This is a genomic window from Arthrobacter echini (genome assembly GCF_004803505.1).
GTDB lineage: Bacteria > Actinomycetota > Actinomycetes > Actinomycetales > Micrococcaceae > Arthrobacter_D > Arthrobacter_D echini.
Genome location: NZ_SSWH01000011.1, coordinates 37,195 through 52,133 on the forward strand (window position 1 = coordinate 37,195; position 14,939 = coordinate 52,133).

A 14,939-nucleotide genomic window follows, 5' to 3' on the forward strand; every position below is an offset into this window, starting at 1 on the left:
GACCCCGCGTGTTGCGGGCTCTGCGAATGTGTGGCCCGGCGACCCAGCAGGCCGGGCGACCCAGCAGGCCGGGCTAATCGGCAGGAACGGGCTCGACCACGATCGCGAGCCGCTCGTCCCCCACTCGGGTCAGCACGAGTGTGGCCCTCCTTCGGCCCTTGCCCGGTCCCGCCAGGAGTTTGCCCCGCACCTCCTCCGGCGTGAGCGGGATGCCGCGCTTCTTGATGTCGAGGACCCCGACCCCTTGTGCGCGGACCCACGCCTTCAGGGCCTTGAGGTTGAAGGGGCGCACCTCGAGGATCCTGTAGGCACGGGCGAACGGAGTAGCCGTGTACGAGGGTGCGCAGATGTAGGCGATCCTCGGGTCCAGCAGGTGTCCGTCGAGCTGCGCCGCGAGATCGGCGACGAGTTCGGCGCGGATGACGGCGCCGTCGGGCTCGTAGAGATAGCCCTCCGGTTCGCCGATCGCCGCCGTCGGGCCGTCTCCGAAGTCGGCGGACGACACCATCTCCGCCGCGCCCGGGGGGCCGAGTACCAGGGCGGCGCGGCGGACGCCCTCGCGGCGCAGGGCGTTGAACCACAGCGCCACCTCGGTGACGACACCGTCCACCGAGACCCACTGCGCCTCGCAGTCCGCGGGGATCGACTCGTGCGGCGTGCCCGGACCCAGCTTCACGCCCACGGGTGTGCCGGTACCGGCCAGCTCCTGCACGAAGGACAGCGGCGGCGAGAAGGCCTCGGGGTCGAAGAGGCGGGAGGTGCCCGACGACGTCGTCCTCCGCCGTGCCGGGTCCAGCCATACGCCGTCGTACTCGGACACGTCCACCGCGCCGGCGTCGGCGTTCACCACGCGCGCGTTGGGGAAGGGCAGCAGATTCAGGGTCGCCGCCGCGGCCGTCGTCTCGTCGAGTTCGACGGCGGTGACCTCGCGGTCGAGAGTGGCCAGGGCCATGCTGTCGGCGCCGAGGCCGCAGCCCAGATCGGCGATCCGCAGGAGCCCGGCGTCGACGAAGCGACGCGCATGACGGGCGGCCACCTGGAGCCGGGTGGCCTGCTCCAGGCCCGCTTCGGTGAACACCATCCGTTCGGCTAACGGGCCGAACTTGGCCGCCGCCTTCGCCCGGAGCCGTGACTGGGTGAGGGCTGCGGCGATGACCTCGGGTGCGTGCCCGGCCTTCCGGAGCTGTTCGGTGAGTCGCAGGCTGCCGGACTCGTCGTACGGCCCGAGTGAGTTCAGCAGCGCCCAGCCCTCGGGGCTGAGGACGGCCGCGATGTTCTCCGATGACATCGGGCCAGCCTAGGCGAAGTAGACACCGATCCGGTTGCCGCGGATCTGCTCCACCTGGATGTCGACGTCGTAGATGTCGTGGAGCACCTCCGGCGTCATGATCTGCTCCGGCGTGCCCTGGTGGATCAGTGCGCCCTCGCGCATGGCCAGGATCTCGTCGGAGTAGCAGGAGGCGAAGTTCACGTCGTGGATCACGAGCACCACGGTCTTCCCGAGGTCGTCCGCCAGGCCCCGCAGCAGGCGCATCATGTCCACGGAATGCCTCATATCGAGATTGTTCAGTGGCTCGTCGAGCAGGATGTAGTCGGTGTCCTGCGCGAGGACCATGGCGATGAACGCCCGCTGCCGCTGGCCGCCGGAGAGCTCGTCGACGAACCGGTCGCCGAGGTCGGTCAGGTCCAGGTAGTCCAGCGAGCGCTCGATGTGGTCGCGGTCCTCGGGTGTGGGGCGGCCGTTGTTGTGCGGGAAGCGGCCGAACCCGACGAGGTCCCGCACGGAGAGACGGATGGTGAGCTGGTTCTCCTGCCGCAGGATCGACAGGGTCCTCGCCAGTTTCTGGCCGGCGGTGGTGCCGACATCGAGTCCTGCCACCTCGATGCGCCCTGCATCCGGGAGAAGGAGCCTGCTCATCATCGACAGGAGCGTCGACTTGCCCGCACCGTTGGGCCCGATGATCGAGGTCACACCACCACCGGGCAGGCGGCAGCTGACGTCGTCGACCACCGTGGTGGCTCCGTAGCGTTTGGTGACATGGTCGATGCTGATCATCGGACACGGCCTTTCAGGAGGAGGACGAGGAAGACGATGCCACCGACGAACTCGATGACGATGCTCAGCGCGGTATCGAACTCGAAGACCTGTTCGAGGACGAGCTGGCCGCCGACGAGCGCGACGATGCCCAGGAGCACCGCGATGGGAAGGACGGCCGCGTGGTGGAACCGGTTGCAGAGCTGGTACGCCAGGGCGGAGACCAGGAGCCCGAAGAAGGTCACGGGTCCTACCAGTGCGGTCGAGACGGCCACCAGGACCGAGCAGATCACGAGGACGAGGGTGACCGTGCGCCGGTAGTCGATGCCGAGACTCACCGCGGAGTCGCGGCCCAGTGCCAGCACGTCGAGGCGGTGCCGCAGTCGCCACGCCGGTATGCACAGCCCTGCGACCACGACGGCCGAGAGGAGCAGCAGTGTCGGGTCCACGCGGTTGAAGCTCGCGAAGAACAGGCCCTGCAGAATGATGAATTCGCTCGGGTCCATGAGGCGCTGCAGCAGCGTGGAGACCCCGCGGAAGAACACCCCGAACACGATGCCCACCAACAGGAGCAGGTGCAGGCTGCGGCCGCTTCCCAGGAACAGCCACCTGTAGAGCAGCCAGGAGAAGCCGATCATGAGGGCTACCTCGATGACGAACCGCAGGGGAGATCCCAGGGAGAGCAGCGCCTGGCCCCCGAGAAGGAAGACCAGGGCGGTCTGGATCAGGATGTAGAGCGCATCGAGTCCCATGATCGACGGCGTGAGGATCCGGTTTCCCGTCACCGTCTGGAAGAGGATCGTGGAGACGGCAACCGCGATCGCGACGAGCACCATGGCCCCGACGCGATTCAGGCGCCTGGGCAGCACGTAGGCGGGACTTCCCTCGATGCCGACGACCATGAAGGCGATGATCAGCGCGAGTGCGGCTACTCCGAGGATCACCAGCCAGACCGACGGCGGGACGGACCTTACCGGTTTCCTCACGGACTGCGTGAGTGCCATGGGCAGGGTGCTGGATCTACTGCGCACCGGCGTTCCTCCGTACGAGCAGGGTGATGAACAGCGCGCTGCCCACGACGGAGACGATCACGCCGACCGGTACCTCGAAGGGGAAACGGATGACGCGGCCGATGATGTCGCAGGCCAGGACGAACCCGGCGCCGACGACGGCGATCCAGGGAACGGCCCGGCGTACGTTGTCGCCGATGAGCAGCGACACCAGATTGGGAATGATCAGTCCGAGGAAGGGGATGGCGCCCACCACCACGACGACGACGGCGCTGATGAGGCTCACGAGCACCAGGCCCAGGTTCATGGTGTTCCGGTAGCTCAGACCGAGATTGGTGGTGAACTCCTCACCCATGCCTGCGACGGTGAAGCGGTCGGCGGAGATGTAGCCGACCACGGCCAGCACCGCCACGATCCAGAGCAGCTCGTACCTGCCGCGGATCAGACCGGAGAAGTCGCCGATCATCCACGTGTTGAGGGTCTGCAGCAGATCGAAGCGGTAGGCGAAGAACGTGGTCACCGCCGCGATGACGCCACCGAGCATGATGCCCACGAGCGGGACGAGCAGGGTGGTGCGCAGCGGGATACGGCGCAGGACGGTCAGGAAGAGGGACGTGCCGAGCATCGCGAAGACCGCGGCGATGAGCATCTTGACCACGATCGGGGCGCCGGGCAGGAACAGCGTCGCCACGAGGATGCCCGCCGTCGCGGACTCCACCGTCCCGACCGTCGAGGGTTCGACGAACCGGTTGCGGGCCATGAGCTGCATGATGAACCCGGCGATACTCAGGGCGACGCCGGCGAGGACGACCGCGACCGTACGCGGGACCCGGCTCACCAGGAGGGTCGTCCAGGCGTCCCGGTCACCGGAGAACAGGTCAGCCGGAGAGACGGCGGAGACGCCGATGAACAGGCTGACGACGGCGAGCAGCAGCACCGCGCCGCCCGCCAGCCACAGGGCGGCCGGTCGGTTGGCGCGGTGGTGCTGCAGTGACCGCTGCGGTCGGTGGAGGAGAGCTGGCATGACGATCCCGGCAGCCGGTTGTCCGCCGTGGCGGACTACGCCGCGACGGCCTCGTCGACGGCGGAGATCATCGCGTCCAGGTTGTTGAGGCCGTAGCCGATCAGGTACCAGCTCGCCGCGTCGAGGTACGTCACGGCGTCGTTCTGTGCAGCTTCGGTGCCGTTGACGAGGTCGTTGTCGAGGACGGCGGAGGCTGCGGCGCCGGCGTCGCCGATGGCGGCGTCGCGGTCGATCACGAACAGGTGGGCCGGGTCGACGTCCGCGATGTACTCGAAGGACACGGCCTCGCCGTGAGGACCCTCGGATGCGATGTCGGCCGCGGGGGTGACCCCGAGGACATCGTGGATCAGACCGAAGCGGGAACCCGCTCCATACGCGGTGACCTCGCCGGCGCTCGTCAATACGATGAGAGCATCCCCGGCCGAGGCGGCGTCCTCCCTGGTGGCTTCGATCTTGCTCTCGAGCGCTGCGAGGCGGTCCGTCACCTCGTCCTCGACGCCGAAGATGCGACCGAGCGACTCGGTGTTGTCCTCGAAGCTCTCCATCGGGGCAGCGGGGTCCACGCTCAGATCGATCGTCGGGGCGATGTCGGAGAGCTCGTCGTAGGAGTCCGCGACGCGGCCGGAGATGATGATCAGATCTGGTTCCGCTGCGGCGATGGCCTCGAAGTCGGGTTCCAGCATGGAGCCGATATTGGTGATGTCGCCGCCGTCGTAGTCCGAGAGCTGATCGGGAAGGGTGCCCTGCGGGACGCCGGTGACCTCCACGCCGAGCGCATCGAGGGTGTCGAGGGCTCCGAGGTCGAAGGTGAAGACCGTCTCGGGTTCCGTCGGTACCTCCGTGGTGCCCTGGGCGTGTTCGACACTGACGGTCGCCGCGGAGGCGGTGCCGGCAGCGTCGTCGGCGGTATCCGCGCCGGCACCGCAGGCGGACAGGGCCAGGGTTGCAGCGGCTGCGGTGGCAAGGACGGTGGGGCGCAGATGGGCCATGGGAGGACTCCAGGGAGAAGGGCCGGAGAGGCCGGTGGTCGAGGTAAGGGGATCCTTACTTCTTCGAACCTAGAGGCGCGCGGTGGAATACGCAAACGAATCATGACGTATTTCGCCGCGGTGGCCTGGTGCGCCGTCGTCGGGCCTGATGGCGGTTGGCACTCACCTTGACCGAGTGCCAGCCGTTGCATACAGTCGGAGTTGGCACTCGCTCCGTGTGGGTGCCAGCCTGCGAGGGACGCGTTCACCGGCACCGCGACGACGGTATGCGCCCAGCCCGAAGGCCTTCAATCCATTGGAATCGAACGCAAAGGAGAGCCCGAGTGTCGGTCTCTATCAAGCCCCTTGAGGATCGCATTGTGGTCCGCCCCCTCGAAGCCGAGCAGACCACTGCTTCAGGTCTCGTCATCCCGGACACGGCCAAGGAGAAGCCCCAGGAGGGCGAGGTCGTAGCCGTGGGACCGGGCCGCATCGATGACAACGGCAACCGCGTTCCCATCGACGTCTCCGAGGGCGACGTCGTCATCTACTCGAAGTACGGCGGAACCGAGGTCAAGAACGGCGGCGAGGAGTACCTCGTGCTCTCCGCCCGCGACGTTCTCGCCGTCGTCGTCAAGTAGTACCCATGAGGAAAGCCCCGGCCGCAGTGGCCGGGGTTTTTCTTGCTGCACAAGCCTGAAAGGAATCAACAATGGCAAAGCAGTTGGAATTCAACGACGCCGCCCGCCGTGCCCTCGAGGCCGGCGTGGACAAGCTCGCCGACACCGTCAAGGTGACGCTCGGTCCGCGTGGACGCAACGTCGTGCTCGACAAGCAGTGGGGCGCTCCCACCATCACGAACGACGGCGTCACGATCGCCCGCGAGGTCGAGCTCGACGACCCGTACGAGAACCTCGGCGCGCAGCTGGCCAAGGAAGTGGCGACCAAGACGAACGACGTCGCCGGTGACGGCACCACCACGGCAACTGTCCTGGCGCAGGCACTGGTCAAGGAGGGCCTGCGCAACGTGGCAGCCGGTGCTGCCCCGGGTCAGCTCAAGCACGGCATCGAGGTGTCGGTCGAGGCCGTCGCCCAGCGCCTGCTGGAGAACGCCCGCGAGGTCGTCGGTCAGCAGACGGCCAACGTCGCGTCGATCTCCGCCCAGAGCACCGAGGTGGGCGATCTCCTGGCGGAGGCCTTCGAGAAGGTCGGCAAGGACGGTGTGATCACCATCGAGGAGTCCTCCACCACGCAGACCGAGCTCGTCCTCACCGAGGGCATGCAGTTCGACAAGGGCTACCTCTCGCCGTACTTCGTGACCGACGCCGAGCGCCAGGAAGCCGTCCTCGAGGACGCGCTGATCCTCATCAACTCCGGCAAGATCTCCTCGCTGCAGGAGTTCCTGCCGCTGCTCGAGAAGGCGCTGCAGGCCGGCAAGCCGCTGTTCATCATCGCCGAGGACATCGAGGGCGAAGCACTGTCCACCCTCGTGGTCAACAAGATCCGCGGCACCCTGAACGTCATCGCCGTCAAGGCCCCTGGCTTCGGTGACCGCCGTAAGGCCATGATGCAGGACATCGCGACGCTCACGGGCGCGCAGGTCGTCTCGCCCGATCTCGGTCTGAAGCTGGACCAGGTGGGTCTCGAGGTACTGGGTTCGGCTCGCCGGATCACCGTCACCAAGGACGCCACCACGATCGTGGACGGCACGGGCAGCGAGTCCGACGTCGCCGACCGTGTGGCGCAGATCCGCGCCGAGGTGGAGCGCACCGATTCCGACTGGGACCGCGAAAAGCTCCAGGAGCGTCTGGCGAAGCTCGCCGGAGGCATCGGCGTCATCAAGGTCGGCGCTGCCACCGAGGTGGAGCTCAAGGAGAAGAAGCACCGCATCGAGGACGCCGTGTCGTCGACGCGCGCAGCACTCGAAGAGGGCATCGTCGCAGGCGGCGGGTCCGCTCTGGTCCACGCCGGCAAGGCGCTGGACACCGATTCCGACGTCCTCGCACTCGAGGGCGACGCCGCGACGGCCATCGGTCTCGTACGTCGCGCGCTCGCCCAGCCACTGCGCTGGATCGCGGAGAACGCCGGCCACGAGGGCTATGTCGTCGTCTCCCGGGTCTCCGATCTCGAGGTCGGTCACGGCTTCAACGCCGCGACCGGCGAGTACGAGAACCTCGTGGACGCCGGCATCATCGACCCGGTGAAGGTCACGCGCTCCGCTCTGCGCAACGCCGCCTCCATCGCGGCGCTGGTACTCACCACGGAAACCCTCGTGGTCGAGAAGCCCGAGGAATCCGACGATGAGGGCCACGGCCACTCGCACTAGGACGCCCGGGTTCGTCCCGCGTAGTTAGATCCAGGCAGCACCCCGGTTCCTCGGAGCCGGGGTGCTGTTGTCTTCAGGGCCGTCTTCAGCGAGCTCCTGGCCGATCCCACTGGTAGCGGCCGAGTCGTGGGAGCGGAGGGGATCTGCTGGCCGGCGTCGTCGTCGATCCCAATGACGCTGTCCGAATAGTGGGAGCGGGGCGGATCAGCGGGTCCGCGTCGTCGCCGATCCCAGTGGTGGTGCTCGAGTCGTGGGAGGGGGGCGGTCCTGCCCACTGTTGGGGCCCGAGTAGTGGGAGCGGGGCGGATCAGCGGGTCGGTGTCGTCGTCGATCCCACTGGTGGTGCTCGAGTAGTGGGAGCGGAGGGGATCTGCTGGCCGGCGGCGTCGTCGATCCCAATGGGTGGTCCTCGAGTAGTGGGAGGGGCCGGTCCTGCCCACTCCTGGTATTTAGGTAGTGGGATTGTCGGGACCGGTTCCCTTGCGTGAATGCCGAGCTGCGGGCGTCGAGGCAGGACGTTCAGGACGAGTGGTGCAGCACCGTGCCCGTCGTCGTCGGAGCTGCGCTTGATCCCCGTGGTGATGCCGACCGGTGGGAAGGGGCCGCGTACTGGTGACTTCCAGGCTTCATCGACGCCTGGTTGAGGGGTCGGTCGTGGGATGACGCATAGTGGTGGCGTTGTGCTCGCGCCGATCCCACTGGTGGTGCTCGAGTCGTGGGAGCGGGGCAAATCAGCGCGTCCGCGTTGTCGTCGATCCCACTGGTGGTGCTCGAGTCGTGGGAGCGGAGGGGATCTGCGTGCCGATGTCGTCGTCGATCCCAATGACGCTGTCCGAATAGTGGGAGGGGCCGGTCCTGCCCACTGTTGGGGCTTGAGTAGTGGGATCGCAGGGACGGGTGCCACGGTGTGGACGCTGGGCTTGGGCGTCGAAGCACGATGTCGAGGGTGAGGGATGTCTGGACCACGTCCGTCGGCGCCGATCCCACTGGTGGTGCTCGAGTCGTGGGAGCGGAGGGGATCTGCGTGCCGGTGTCGTCGTCGATCCCAATGACGCTGTCCGAATAGTGGGAGGGGCCGGTCCTGCCCACTGTTGGGGCCCGAGGTGTGGGATCGACGACGCGCTGCCCAGACCGAGGCCCGGACCCGGAGTCAGGAGACCGGCGTGCTCTCCGGCCTCGCGGGGAGGATCTCAGCACGGACCAGGGACCGGTCGTAGGCGATCCGCCCCTCGTTCTCCATGATCATGGTCTCCGCAACCTCCTCGCCGGTCCGCTTGTCGCGCTCGATACGGTACACACGATTGTGGCGGAACACCTCGCCGTCCTTCTCGTAGAAGTAGGCGTCACGCTCCCGGATGTGGAACTTCATGGGTAACTCGGCGTCGGCCCGCAGCTCCCCGCGGAGATGCTCGTCCGTGGTCCAGGTCCGGAACTGGAAGGTGTACGGCGTTCGATTCTCCACCTGGTAGTCGAGGTAGTTGAAGGCGATCGAGGTGCCGGTTCCCCAGGGAATCTGACGATTGAAGTCCGGGAACAGATCGAGACCGTTGTGGTGGTGATGCTCCACCACGGTGAGCGGACTGTGCAGCACCATCCAGTGCAGCAGGTTGGTGAACTGACACATCCCTCCGCCCACTCCGCGCGCCGGCTTACCGTTGCTGATCGTCATACCCTCCCGGTACCCCTCCCTGACGGAGCACCGGCCGGCCAGGTGCCAGAAGGAGAAGCGTTCTCCGGGAGCGATGACGATCCCGTCGATCTTCGGTGCCGTCAGCCCCAGACTGACGGCTTTGTTGTCCTGCAGCTCCGTGTCCACGTTGCCGAGCTTGCGCCGGATCAGCGACGTGTGCCGATACACCGTGACAGGCAGTGGCTCGGGCAAGCGGCGGCTGGAGAGCTGCTTCCCGCGCCGGAGGTTCCTCAGATGCCGCAGCAGGATCATCCGTTCCATGGCGATCCGATAGGTCAGCGGCGAGATCTCACCGAAGAGCCGTCGAGCCATTGACATACCCCCGTATCCAGCTGATCGACCGGCGCCGGCGAAGGGGCGCGGACGTGTCCTCGGAAGAACAGTACTACCGGTGCTCCTCGATGAGGGGCACCGGTAGTACGGGCGTTCAGGGGGATCCGGGGGTCAGGCGTCGACGACGATCGCCGTGACCACCGGCTGGCGATTGTAGAACCGGCGCATCCAGGTGGCCGTGGCCCGCTCGATGATCTCCTCCGGATCCTGCTTGCGGCCGCCCTGGCGATTCGAGGACGCATCCCGCAGCGCCTTCTCGACGGCGGCACCGGCCTTATCCAGATCCTCGTTCGAGCAGGAGAAGCCCTTGGTGAAGAACTCGGGCGGCTCGACGATGTCCCCGTTGTCAGGATCGATGATCGCCAGGACCGTGACCACGCCCTCCTCCGCCAGGCGGCGGCGCTCGCGCAGATCCTCCTCGGTGATGCCACCCACGCTGTCGCCGTCGACGAACACGAGACCGGCATCCACCTTGCCCGAGAGCGTCGCGCGCCCGCGGGCCAGATCCACGGTCACGCCGTCCTGGGCGATGACCACGTTGCGCGGATCGACGCCGGTGGAGACGGCGATCTCCGAGTTGGCGCGCAGGTGCCGCCACTCGCCGTGCACGGGCATCACGTTGCGGGGCTTGACGATGTTGTAGCAGTATGCAAGCTCGCCAGCGCTGGCATGCCCGGAGACGTGCACCTTCGCGTTGCCCTTGTGCACCACGTTCGCACCGATCTCGGTCAGCGCATTGATGATGCCGTAGATGGCATTCTCGTTGCCGGGGATCAGCGAACTGGCCAGCAGCACCGTGTCGCCCTCGGCGATCCGGATGGCATGGTCCTTGTTCGCCATCCGGGACAGGGCTGCCATCGGCTCACCCTGCGAGCCGGTGCAGATGAGGACCACCTTGTGGTCGTCGCTGCGCTCGAGCTTCCTGAAATCGACGAGGAGTCCCTGCGGGATGTTCAGGTAGCCCAGGTCCGCGGCGATGGTCATGTTGCGCACCATCGACCGCCCCACGAACGCGACCTTGCGCTTGTGCCGGTGCGCGGTGTCGATGATCTGCTGGATGCGGTGGATGTGGCTCGCGAAGCTCGAGACGATGATGCGGCGCGGAGCCGTACGGAACACGGCGTCGATGGCCGGGGCCAGGTCCTTCTCCGAGGTGGTGAAACCCGGGACATCCGCGTTCGTCGAGTCCGTGAGGAACAGGTCCACACCCTCTGCGCCGAGACGTGCGAAGGCACCGAGGTCGGTGATGCGCCGGTCCAGGGGGAACTGGTCCATCTTGAAGTCGCCCGTGTGCAGCACCATGCCGGCCGCGGTGCGGATGGCGACGGCGAGGCTGTCGGGGATGGAGTGGTTGACGGCGACGAACTCCAGGTCGAAGCCCTCGATGGTGCGCCGGTCGCCCTCCTTGACCTGGATGGTCTTCGGCGTGATGCGGTGCTCCTTGAGCTTCGCCTCGATGAACGCCAGCGTGAGCCGCGATCCGATCAGGGGGATGTCCGCGCGTTCCCTCAGGAGATAGGGGATGCCCCCGATGTGATCCTCGTGACCGTGGGTCAGGACCACGGCGACGACGTCGTCGAGGCGCTCGCGGATGTAGGAGAAATCGGGGAGGATGACGTTGATGCCGGGCTGGTGGTCCTCGGGGAACAGGACGCCGCAATCGACGATCAGCAATTTGCCGTCGAATTCGAAGACGGTCATGTTTCTGCCGATCTCACCGATCCCACCGAGTGCGACGATGCGCATGGCTCCCTTGGCCAGTTCCCGTGGTGCTTTCAGTGCAGCAGGTCGTTTATTCACAGATCAGAATTCTCTCGTTGGTGAGCCGACGCGGGCCAGGGGCTCTCGAGCGGTGTGGCGTCGAGGCCGGCGGACCCGGCGATCGGGCTCGGATGGTCCCGGGTATCCGCCGGGAGATACTCCTCTCTAGAGTACGTGGTTCTGCGGGGGCACGGAGGACCGGCGGAAATAGGGCGGCCCCGCCCGACGTTCTACTATGAAACGGCCGGCGGGCTGCAGTGCGCCGCAGGCCCCACCGACCCGGATCGGGCACCACCTCCCCAGATCGGGCTCCATCGAAAGAGGCGCAGCAGTGAGCGAGCAGTTCGGCGAGAACGAGACCCACGATCCTTTCGGATTCGTCGGTCTGACGTATGACGACGTTCTGCTGCTGCCCGGACACACCGACGTCATCCCCTCGGAGGCGGACACGTCGTCGCGCGTCTCCCGGCGCATCACCGTCAGGACTCCTCTGGTGTCCTCGGCGATGGACACCGTGACGGAGTCGCGGATGGCCGTGGCCATGGCGCGCCAGGGCGGGCTCGGCGTCATCCACCGTAACCTTTCGATCCAGGATCAGGCCGACCAGGTGGACCGCGTGAAGCGCAGCGAGTCCGGCATGATCTCCAATCCGCTCACCATCGGCCCCGACGCCACCCTCCAGGAGCTCGACGCCCTGTGCGGCCACTACCGCGTCTCGGGCCTGCCCGTGGTCGACGACGACGGCCGCCTCCTCGGCATCGTCACCAACCGGGACACCCGCTTCGTGCTCGAGAGTGACTTCCCCCGCACACTCGTCCACACCGTCATGACGCCGATGCCGCTGATCACCGGGCAGGTGGGTATCAGCGGTGACGACGCCATCGGCCTCCTCGCGGCCAACAAGATCGAGAAGCTCCCCCTCGTGGACGGTGAGGGACTCCTGCGCGGCCTGATCACCGTCAAGGACTTCACGAAGGCCGAGCAGTACCCGCTCTCGACGAAGGACGACGACGGGCGCCTCCGCGTCGGGGCCGCCATGGGCTTCTTCGGCGACGGCTGGGAGCGCGCCATGACGCTGGTCGAGGCCGGTGTGGACGCCCTCTTCGTCGATACCGCCAACGGGCACAGCGCGGGCGTCCTCGAGATGATCGCCCGCCTCAAGGGCGAGAAGTCCGCAGCGCACGTCGACATCATCGGCGGGCAGGCAGCCACCCGTGCAGGAGCACAGGCGCTGATCGACGCCGGCGCCGACGGCATCAAGGTGGGCGTGGGTCCGGGCTCCATCTGCACCACGCGCGTCGTGGCGGGCGTGGGTGTCCCGCAGATCACCGCGATCTACGAGTCCGCGAAGGCCGCCATCCCCGCTGGCGTGCCGGTGATCGCCGACGGCGGGCTCCAGTACTCCGGGGACATCGGCAAGGCCCTCGTCGCAGGCGCCGACACCGTGATGCTCGGGTCCCTCCTGGCCGGATCGGCCGAGGCTCCGGGCGAGCTGGTCTTCGTCAACGGGAAGCAGTTCAAGACCTACCGCGGCATGGGCTCACTCGGTGCCATGCAGACGCGGGGCAAGAACACCTCGTACTCCAAGGACCGTTACTTCCAGGCCGACGTCGCCGGGGACGACAAGCTGATCCCCGAGGGCATCGAGGGGCGCGTGGCCTACCGCGGGCCGCTGGCCTCCGTGGCCCACCAGCTCGTCGGCGGCCTGCGCCAGACCATGTTCTACACCGGCGCGCGCACCATCCCCGAGCTCAAGGCCAAGGGCAAGTTCGTGCGCATCACGGCCGCGGGCCTGAAGGAATCCCACCCGCACGACATCCAGATGACAGTAGAGGCACCCAACTACGGCTCCAAGTAATCATCCCCGCACGCTCGTGAGACACGTCCTCGTACAAGGAGGTGTGCCATGAGCGGACTCACCCAACCCGAGGCCACCGCCCGCCGCAAGCTCCGGCTCCGCCCGTACGCACACGCCGTCGGGCAGGTGCTCTCGGTCAGCGCCAAGGCGTCGCCGGGCGCGGTCGCCATGAAGATCGGCGGCTCCCTCATCTCCGCGGTGCTGCCCCTGGTGACCACGTACTTCGCGGCCCTCACGACGACGGCGCTCGCGAACGCCTATGCGGGTGAGGCCGACGCCGGACGGTCGGCCATCGTCTACGTGGTCATCACCGTGGTCCTGGGACTGCTGTGGGGAGCCTTCACGAGCGTGGACCGCTACATCCAGCAGGTGCTGAGCTTCCGGGTCGGCGCCATCGTCGGGGACCGCATGTACGAGCGCTTCCTGGCGCTGGAGTTCTGGCGCTACGACGACAAGGAGACCGTTGATCTCTACGACCGCGCGCGCCGCTTCTCGGACTCCTACGCGCGGGTGCTGGATCGGATCGCGGCGATCTTCACGCAACTGGTGTCCGTGGTCCTCGCGATCGGAGCCCTGCTCCTGGTCAGCTGGTGGATCGCGCTGATCGTCCTGGTGGCGATCATCCCCAGCGTCTACCTGCAGTTCAAGCTCTCCCGCGAGCAGATAGCGCACTGGAACACCCAGGTCGATTCCCGCAGGCAGCGGCGCATGATCGAGGCGAATCTCATGAAGCCGCAGAACATCGCCGAGATGCGCCTCTACGGGATCGTCCGGTATCTGATGAATCTGCGCTCCAAGCTGCGCGACGTCGACGAGAAGCGCCGGCTCGACTTCCAGAAGCGCTACATCCCCAAGCAGCTCCTGGCCGACGCACTGCAGTACGGCGCCCAGCTGCTCGCTCTCGTGTGGGTCGTGGGCCAGATCGTCGCGCGGGCGCAACCGGTGGGCCAGTTCCTCTACATCCAGCAGATCGTCAGCCGGGCGCTGACCACGGCGAACAGTCTCGTCTCGTCCCTGAGCTCCATCGACGAGGACCTGGCCAATCTCAAGGACTACGAGCAGTTCATGGAATTCCCGCTGTCCACCACCGCCACGGGCCGGCTGGACGGCGCGCCGTCCGCCGTCGAGCTCCGTGACATCCACTTCACCTACACCGGTTCCGAGGCGGAAGTGCTCAAGGGGATCTCGATGGCGTTCGAGCGGGGCACGCACGTGGCGATCGTCGGGGAGAACGGCGCGGGGAAGTCCACCCTCGTGCGGATCCTCGCGGGGCTCTACCAGCCCAGCGAGGGAGCGGTGCTGCTCGACGGCCGCGATCTGCGCGGGATCCGCATCGACGACTGGCACGAGCACCTGGCGGTGATGTCCCAGGACTTCCTGCGCTACGAGTTCGCGACCGCCGCGAACAACATCTACTTCGGCGACGTGCACGGGCCCCGCGACGACGACCGCATCCGCGAGGCCGCCCGGAATGCGGAGGCCGCCGAGTTCATCGAGAAGCTGCCCAGCGGGTTCGAGAACTACGTCAGCAACTGGATGGAGGATCCGCGCGGCCGGAAGGGCAGCGGGCTCTCCGGCGGGCAGTGGCAGCGCCTGGCCATGGCACGGAACCTCTACCGGAATGCGCCGTTCATCGTCATGGACGAGCCGACGTCGGCCATCGACGCCCTTGCGGAGAACCGGATCTTCTCGCAGCTCTTCGCGGACCGCTCGAGGACCATCGTCGCGATCAGTCACCGGCTCGCCACGATCGAGAAGGCGGACATCGTGTACATGCTGGAGAACGGCAGGATCGTCGAATCGGGTACGCACCGCGAGCTCGTCGCACTGCGGGGACGGTACTACCGCATGTTCGAGAGCCAGTTGCCGGAGGCCTGAGCGGGATCGGGCCGGTAAGCCGGGCCCGCTGCCTCCACCGCAGCCGCCGCCGATGC

11 protein-coding genes are annotated in these 14,939 nt (G+C 67.1%); 4 read left to right on the forward strand and 7 right to left on the reverse strand.

Features of this window, described 5'->3' with window-relative positions; all coding sequences use genetic code 11:
• Positions 1-73: 73 nt before the first annotated feature.
• The 5 genes from E8P82_RS12135 to E8P82_RS12155 are packed head-to-tail and all read right to left on the reverse strand — an operon-like array spanning position 74 to position 5,058.
• Positions 74-1,288: a THUMP-like domain-containing protein gene (locus E8P82_RS12135; protein ID WP_136455210.1), complete on the reverse strand. Its 1,215-nt coding sequence runs from the start codon at positions 1,286-1,288 to the stop codon at positions 74-76.
• A gap of 9 nt (positions 1,289-1,297) precedes the next feature.
• Positions 1,298-2,056, reverse strand: coding sequence for an iron ABC transporter ATP-binding protein (locus E8P82_RS12140; RefSeq protein WP_136455212.1), 759 nt, complete (start codon positions 2,054-2,056; stop codon positions 1,298-1,300).
• A complete protein-coding gene (locus E8P82_RS12145) occupies positions 2,053-3,066 on the reverse strand; it encodes an iron chelate uptake ABC transporter family permease subunit (RefSeq protein ID WP_246021328.1) in 1,014 nt (337 codons plus the stop codon). The genes E8P82_RS12140 and E8P82_RS12145 overlap by 4 nt, the downstream gene beginning before the upstream one ends.
• Complete coding sequence (locus tag E8P82_RS12150) at positions 3,056-4,069, reverse strand: ABC transporter permease (RefSeq protein WP_136455213.1); 1,014 nt, start codon at positions 4,067-4,069, stop codon at positions 3,056-3,058. The genes E8P82_RS12145 and E8P82_RS12150 overlap by 11 nt, the downstream gene beginning before the upstream one ends.
• A 35-nt stretch (positions 4,070-4,104) precedes the next feature.
• Entirely contained in the window at positions 4,105-5,058 is a 954-nt protein-coding gene (locus tag E8P82_RS12155) for a siderophore ABC transporter substrate-binding protein (RefSeq protein ID WP_136455215.1), read from the reverse strand.
• A 323-nt stretch (positions 5,059-5,381) separates the two neighbouring features.
• Here E8P82_RS12155 and groES point away from each other — a divergent pair, with 323 nt between their 5' ends.
• Both groES and groL read left to right on the forward strand, forming a co-directional pair.
• Positions 5,382-5,678 carry a co-chaperone GroES gene (groES, locus tag E8P82_RS12160; protein WP_136455217.1) on the forward strand — a complete coding sequence of 99 codons (297 nt, stop codon included), beginning with the start codon at positions 5,382-5,384 and terminating at the stop codon, positions 5,676-5,678.
• Between the two features lie 71 nt (positions 5,679-5,749).
• Positions 5,750-7,363 (forward strand): chaperonin GroEL, encoded by a 1,614-nt coding sequence (gene groL, locus E8P82_RS12165; protein WP_136455218.1) that lies wholly within the window; start codon positions 5,750-5,752, stop codon positions 7,361-7,363.
• 1,150 nt (positions 7,364-8,513) lie between these two features.
• On the opposite strand, the gene E8P82_RS12170 is transcribed toward groL, so the two are convergent.
• Positions 8,514-9,371, reverse strand: coding sequence for a VanW family protein (locus E8P82_RS12170; RefSeq protein WP_246021330.1), 858 nt, complete (start codon positions 9,369-9,371; stop codon positions 8,514-8,516).
• 126 nt (positions 9,372-9,497) lie between these two features.
• Positions 9,498-11,132, reverse strand: a complete 1,635-nt coding sequence (locus E8P82_RS12175; protein WP_136455287.1) for a ribonuclease J — start codon at positions 11,130-11,132, stop codon at positions 9,498-9,500.
• 346 nt (positions 11,133-11,478) lie between these two features.
• Here E8P82_RS12175 and guaB point away from each other — a divergent pair, with 346 nt between their 5' ends.
• Both guaB and E8P82_RS12185 read left to right on the forward strand, forming a co-directional pair.
• Entirely contained in the window at positions 11,479-13,005 is a 1,527-nt protein-coding gene (gene guaB / locus E8P82_RS12180) for an IMP dehydrogenase (protein ID WP_136455220.1), read from the forward strand.
• 48 nt (positions 13,006-13,053) lie between these two features.
• Complete coding sequence (locus E8P82_RS12185; protein WP_136455222.1) at positions 13,054-14,883, forward strand: ABC transporter ATP-binding protein; 1,830 nt, start codon at positions 13,054-13,056, stop codon at positions 14,881-14,883.
• Positions 14,884-14,939: the final 56 nt, after the last annotated feature.

Bases quoted from the DNA above. Each gene is read 5' to 3' on its own strand.
- E8P82_RS12135 (WP_136455210.1), bottom strand. From the start codon at position 1,288: ATGTCATCGGAGAACATCGCGGCCGTCCTCAGCCCCGAGGGCTGGGCG.
- E8P82_RS12140 (WP_136455212.1), bottom strand. From the start codon at position 2,056: ATGATCAGCATCGACCATGTCACCAAACGCTACGGAGCCACCACGGTG.
- E8P82_RS12150 (WP_136455213.1), bottom strand. From the start codon at position 4,069: ATGCCAGCTCTCCTCCACCGACCGCAGCGGTCACTGCAGCACCACCGC.
- E8P82_RS12155 (WP_136455215.1), bottom strand. From the start codon at position 5,058: ATGGCCCATCTGCGCCCCACCGTCCTTGCCACCGCAGCCGCTGCAACC.
- groL (WP_136455218.1), top strand. From the start codon at position 5,750: ATGGCAAAGCAGTTGGAATTCAACGACGCCGCCCGCCGTGCCCTCGAG.
- E8P82_RS12170 (WP_246021330.1), bottom strand. From the start codon at position 9,371: ATGTCAATGGCTCGACGGCTCTTCGGTGAGATCTCGCCGCTGACCTAT.
- E8P82_RS12175 (WP_136455287.1), bottom strand. From the start codon at position 11,132: ATGCGCATCGTCGCACTCGGTGGGATCGGTGAGATCGGCAGAAACATG.
- E8P82_RS12185 (WP_136455222.1), top strand. From the start codon at position 13,054: ATGAGCGGACTCACCCAACCCGAGGCCACCGCCCGCCGCAAGCTCCGG.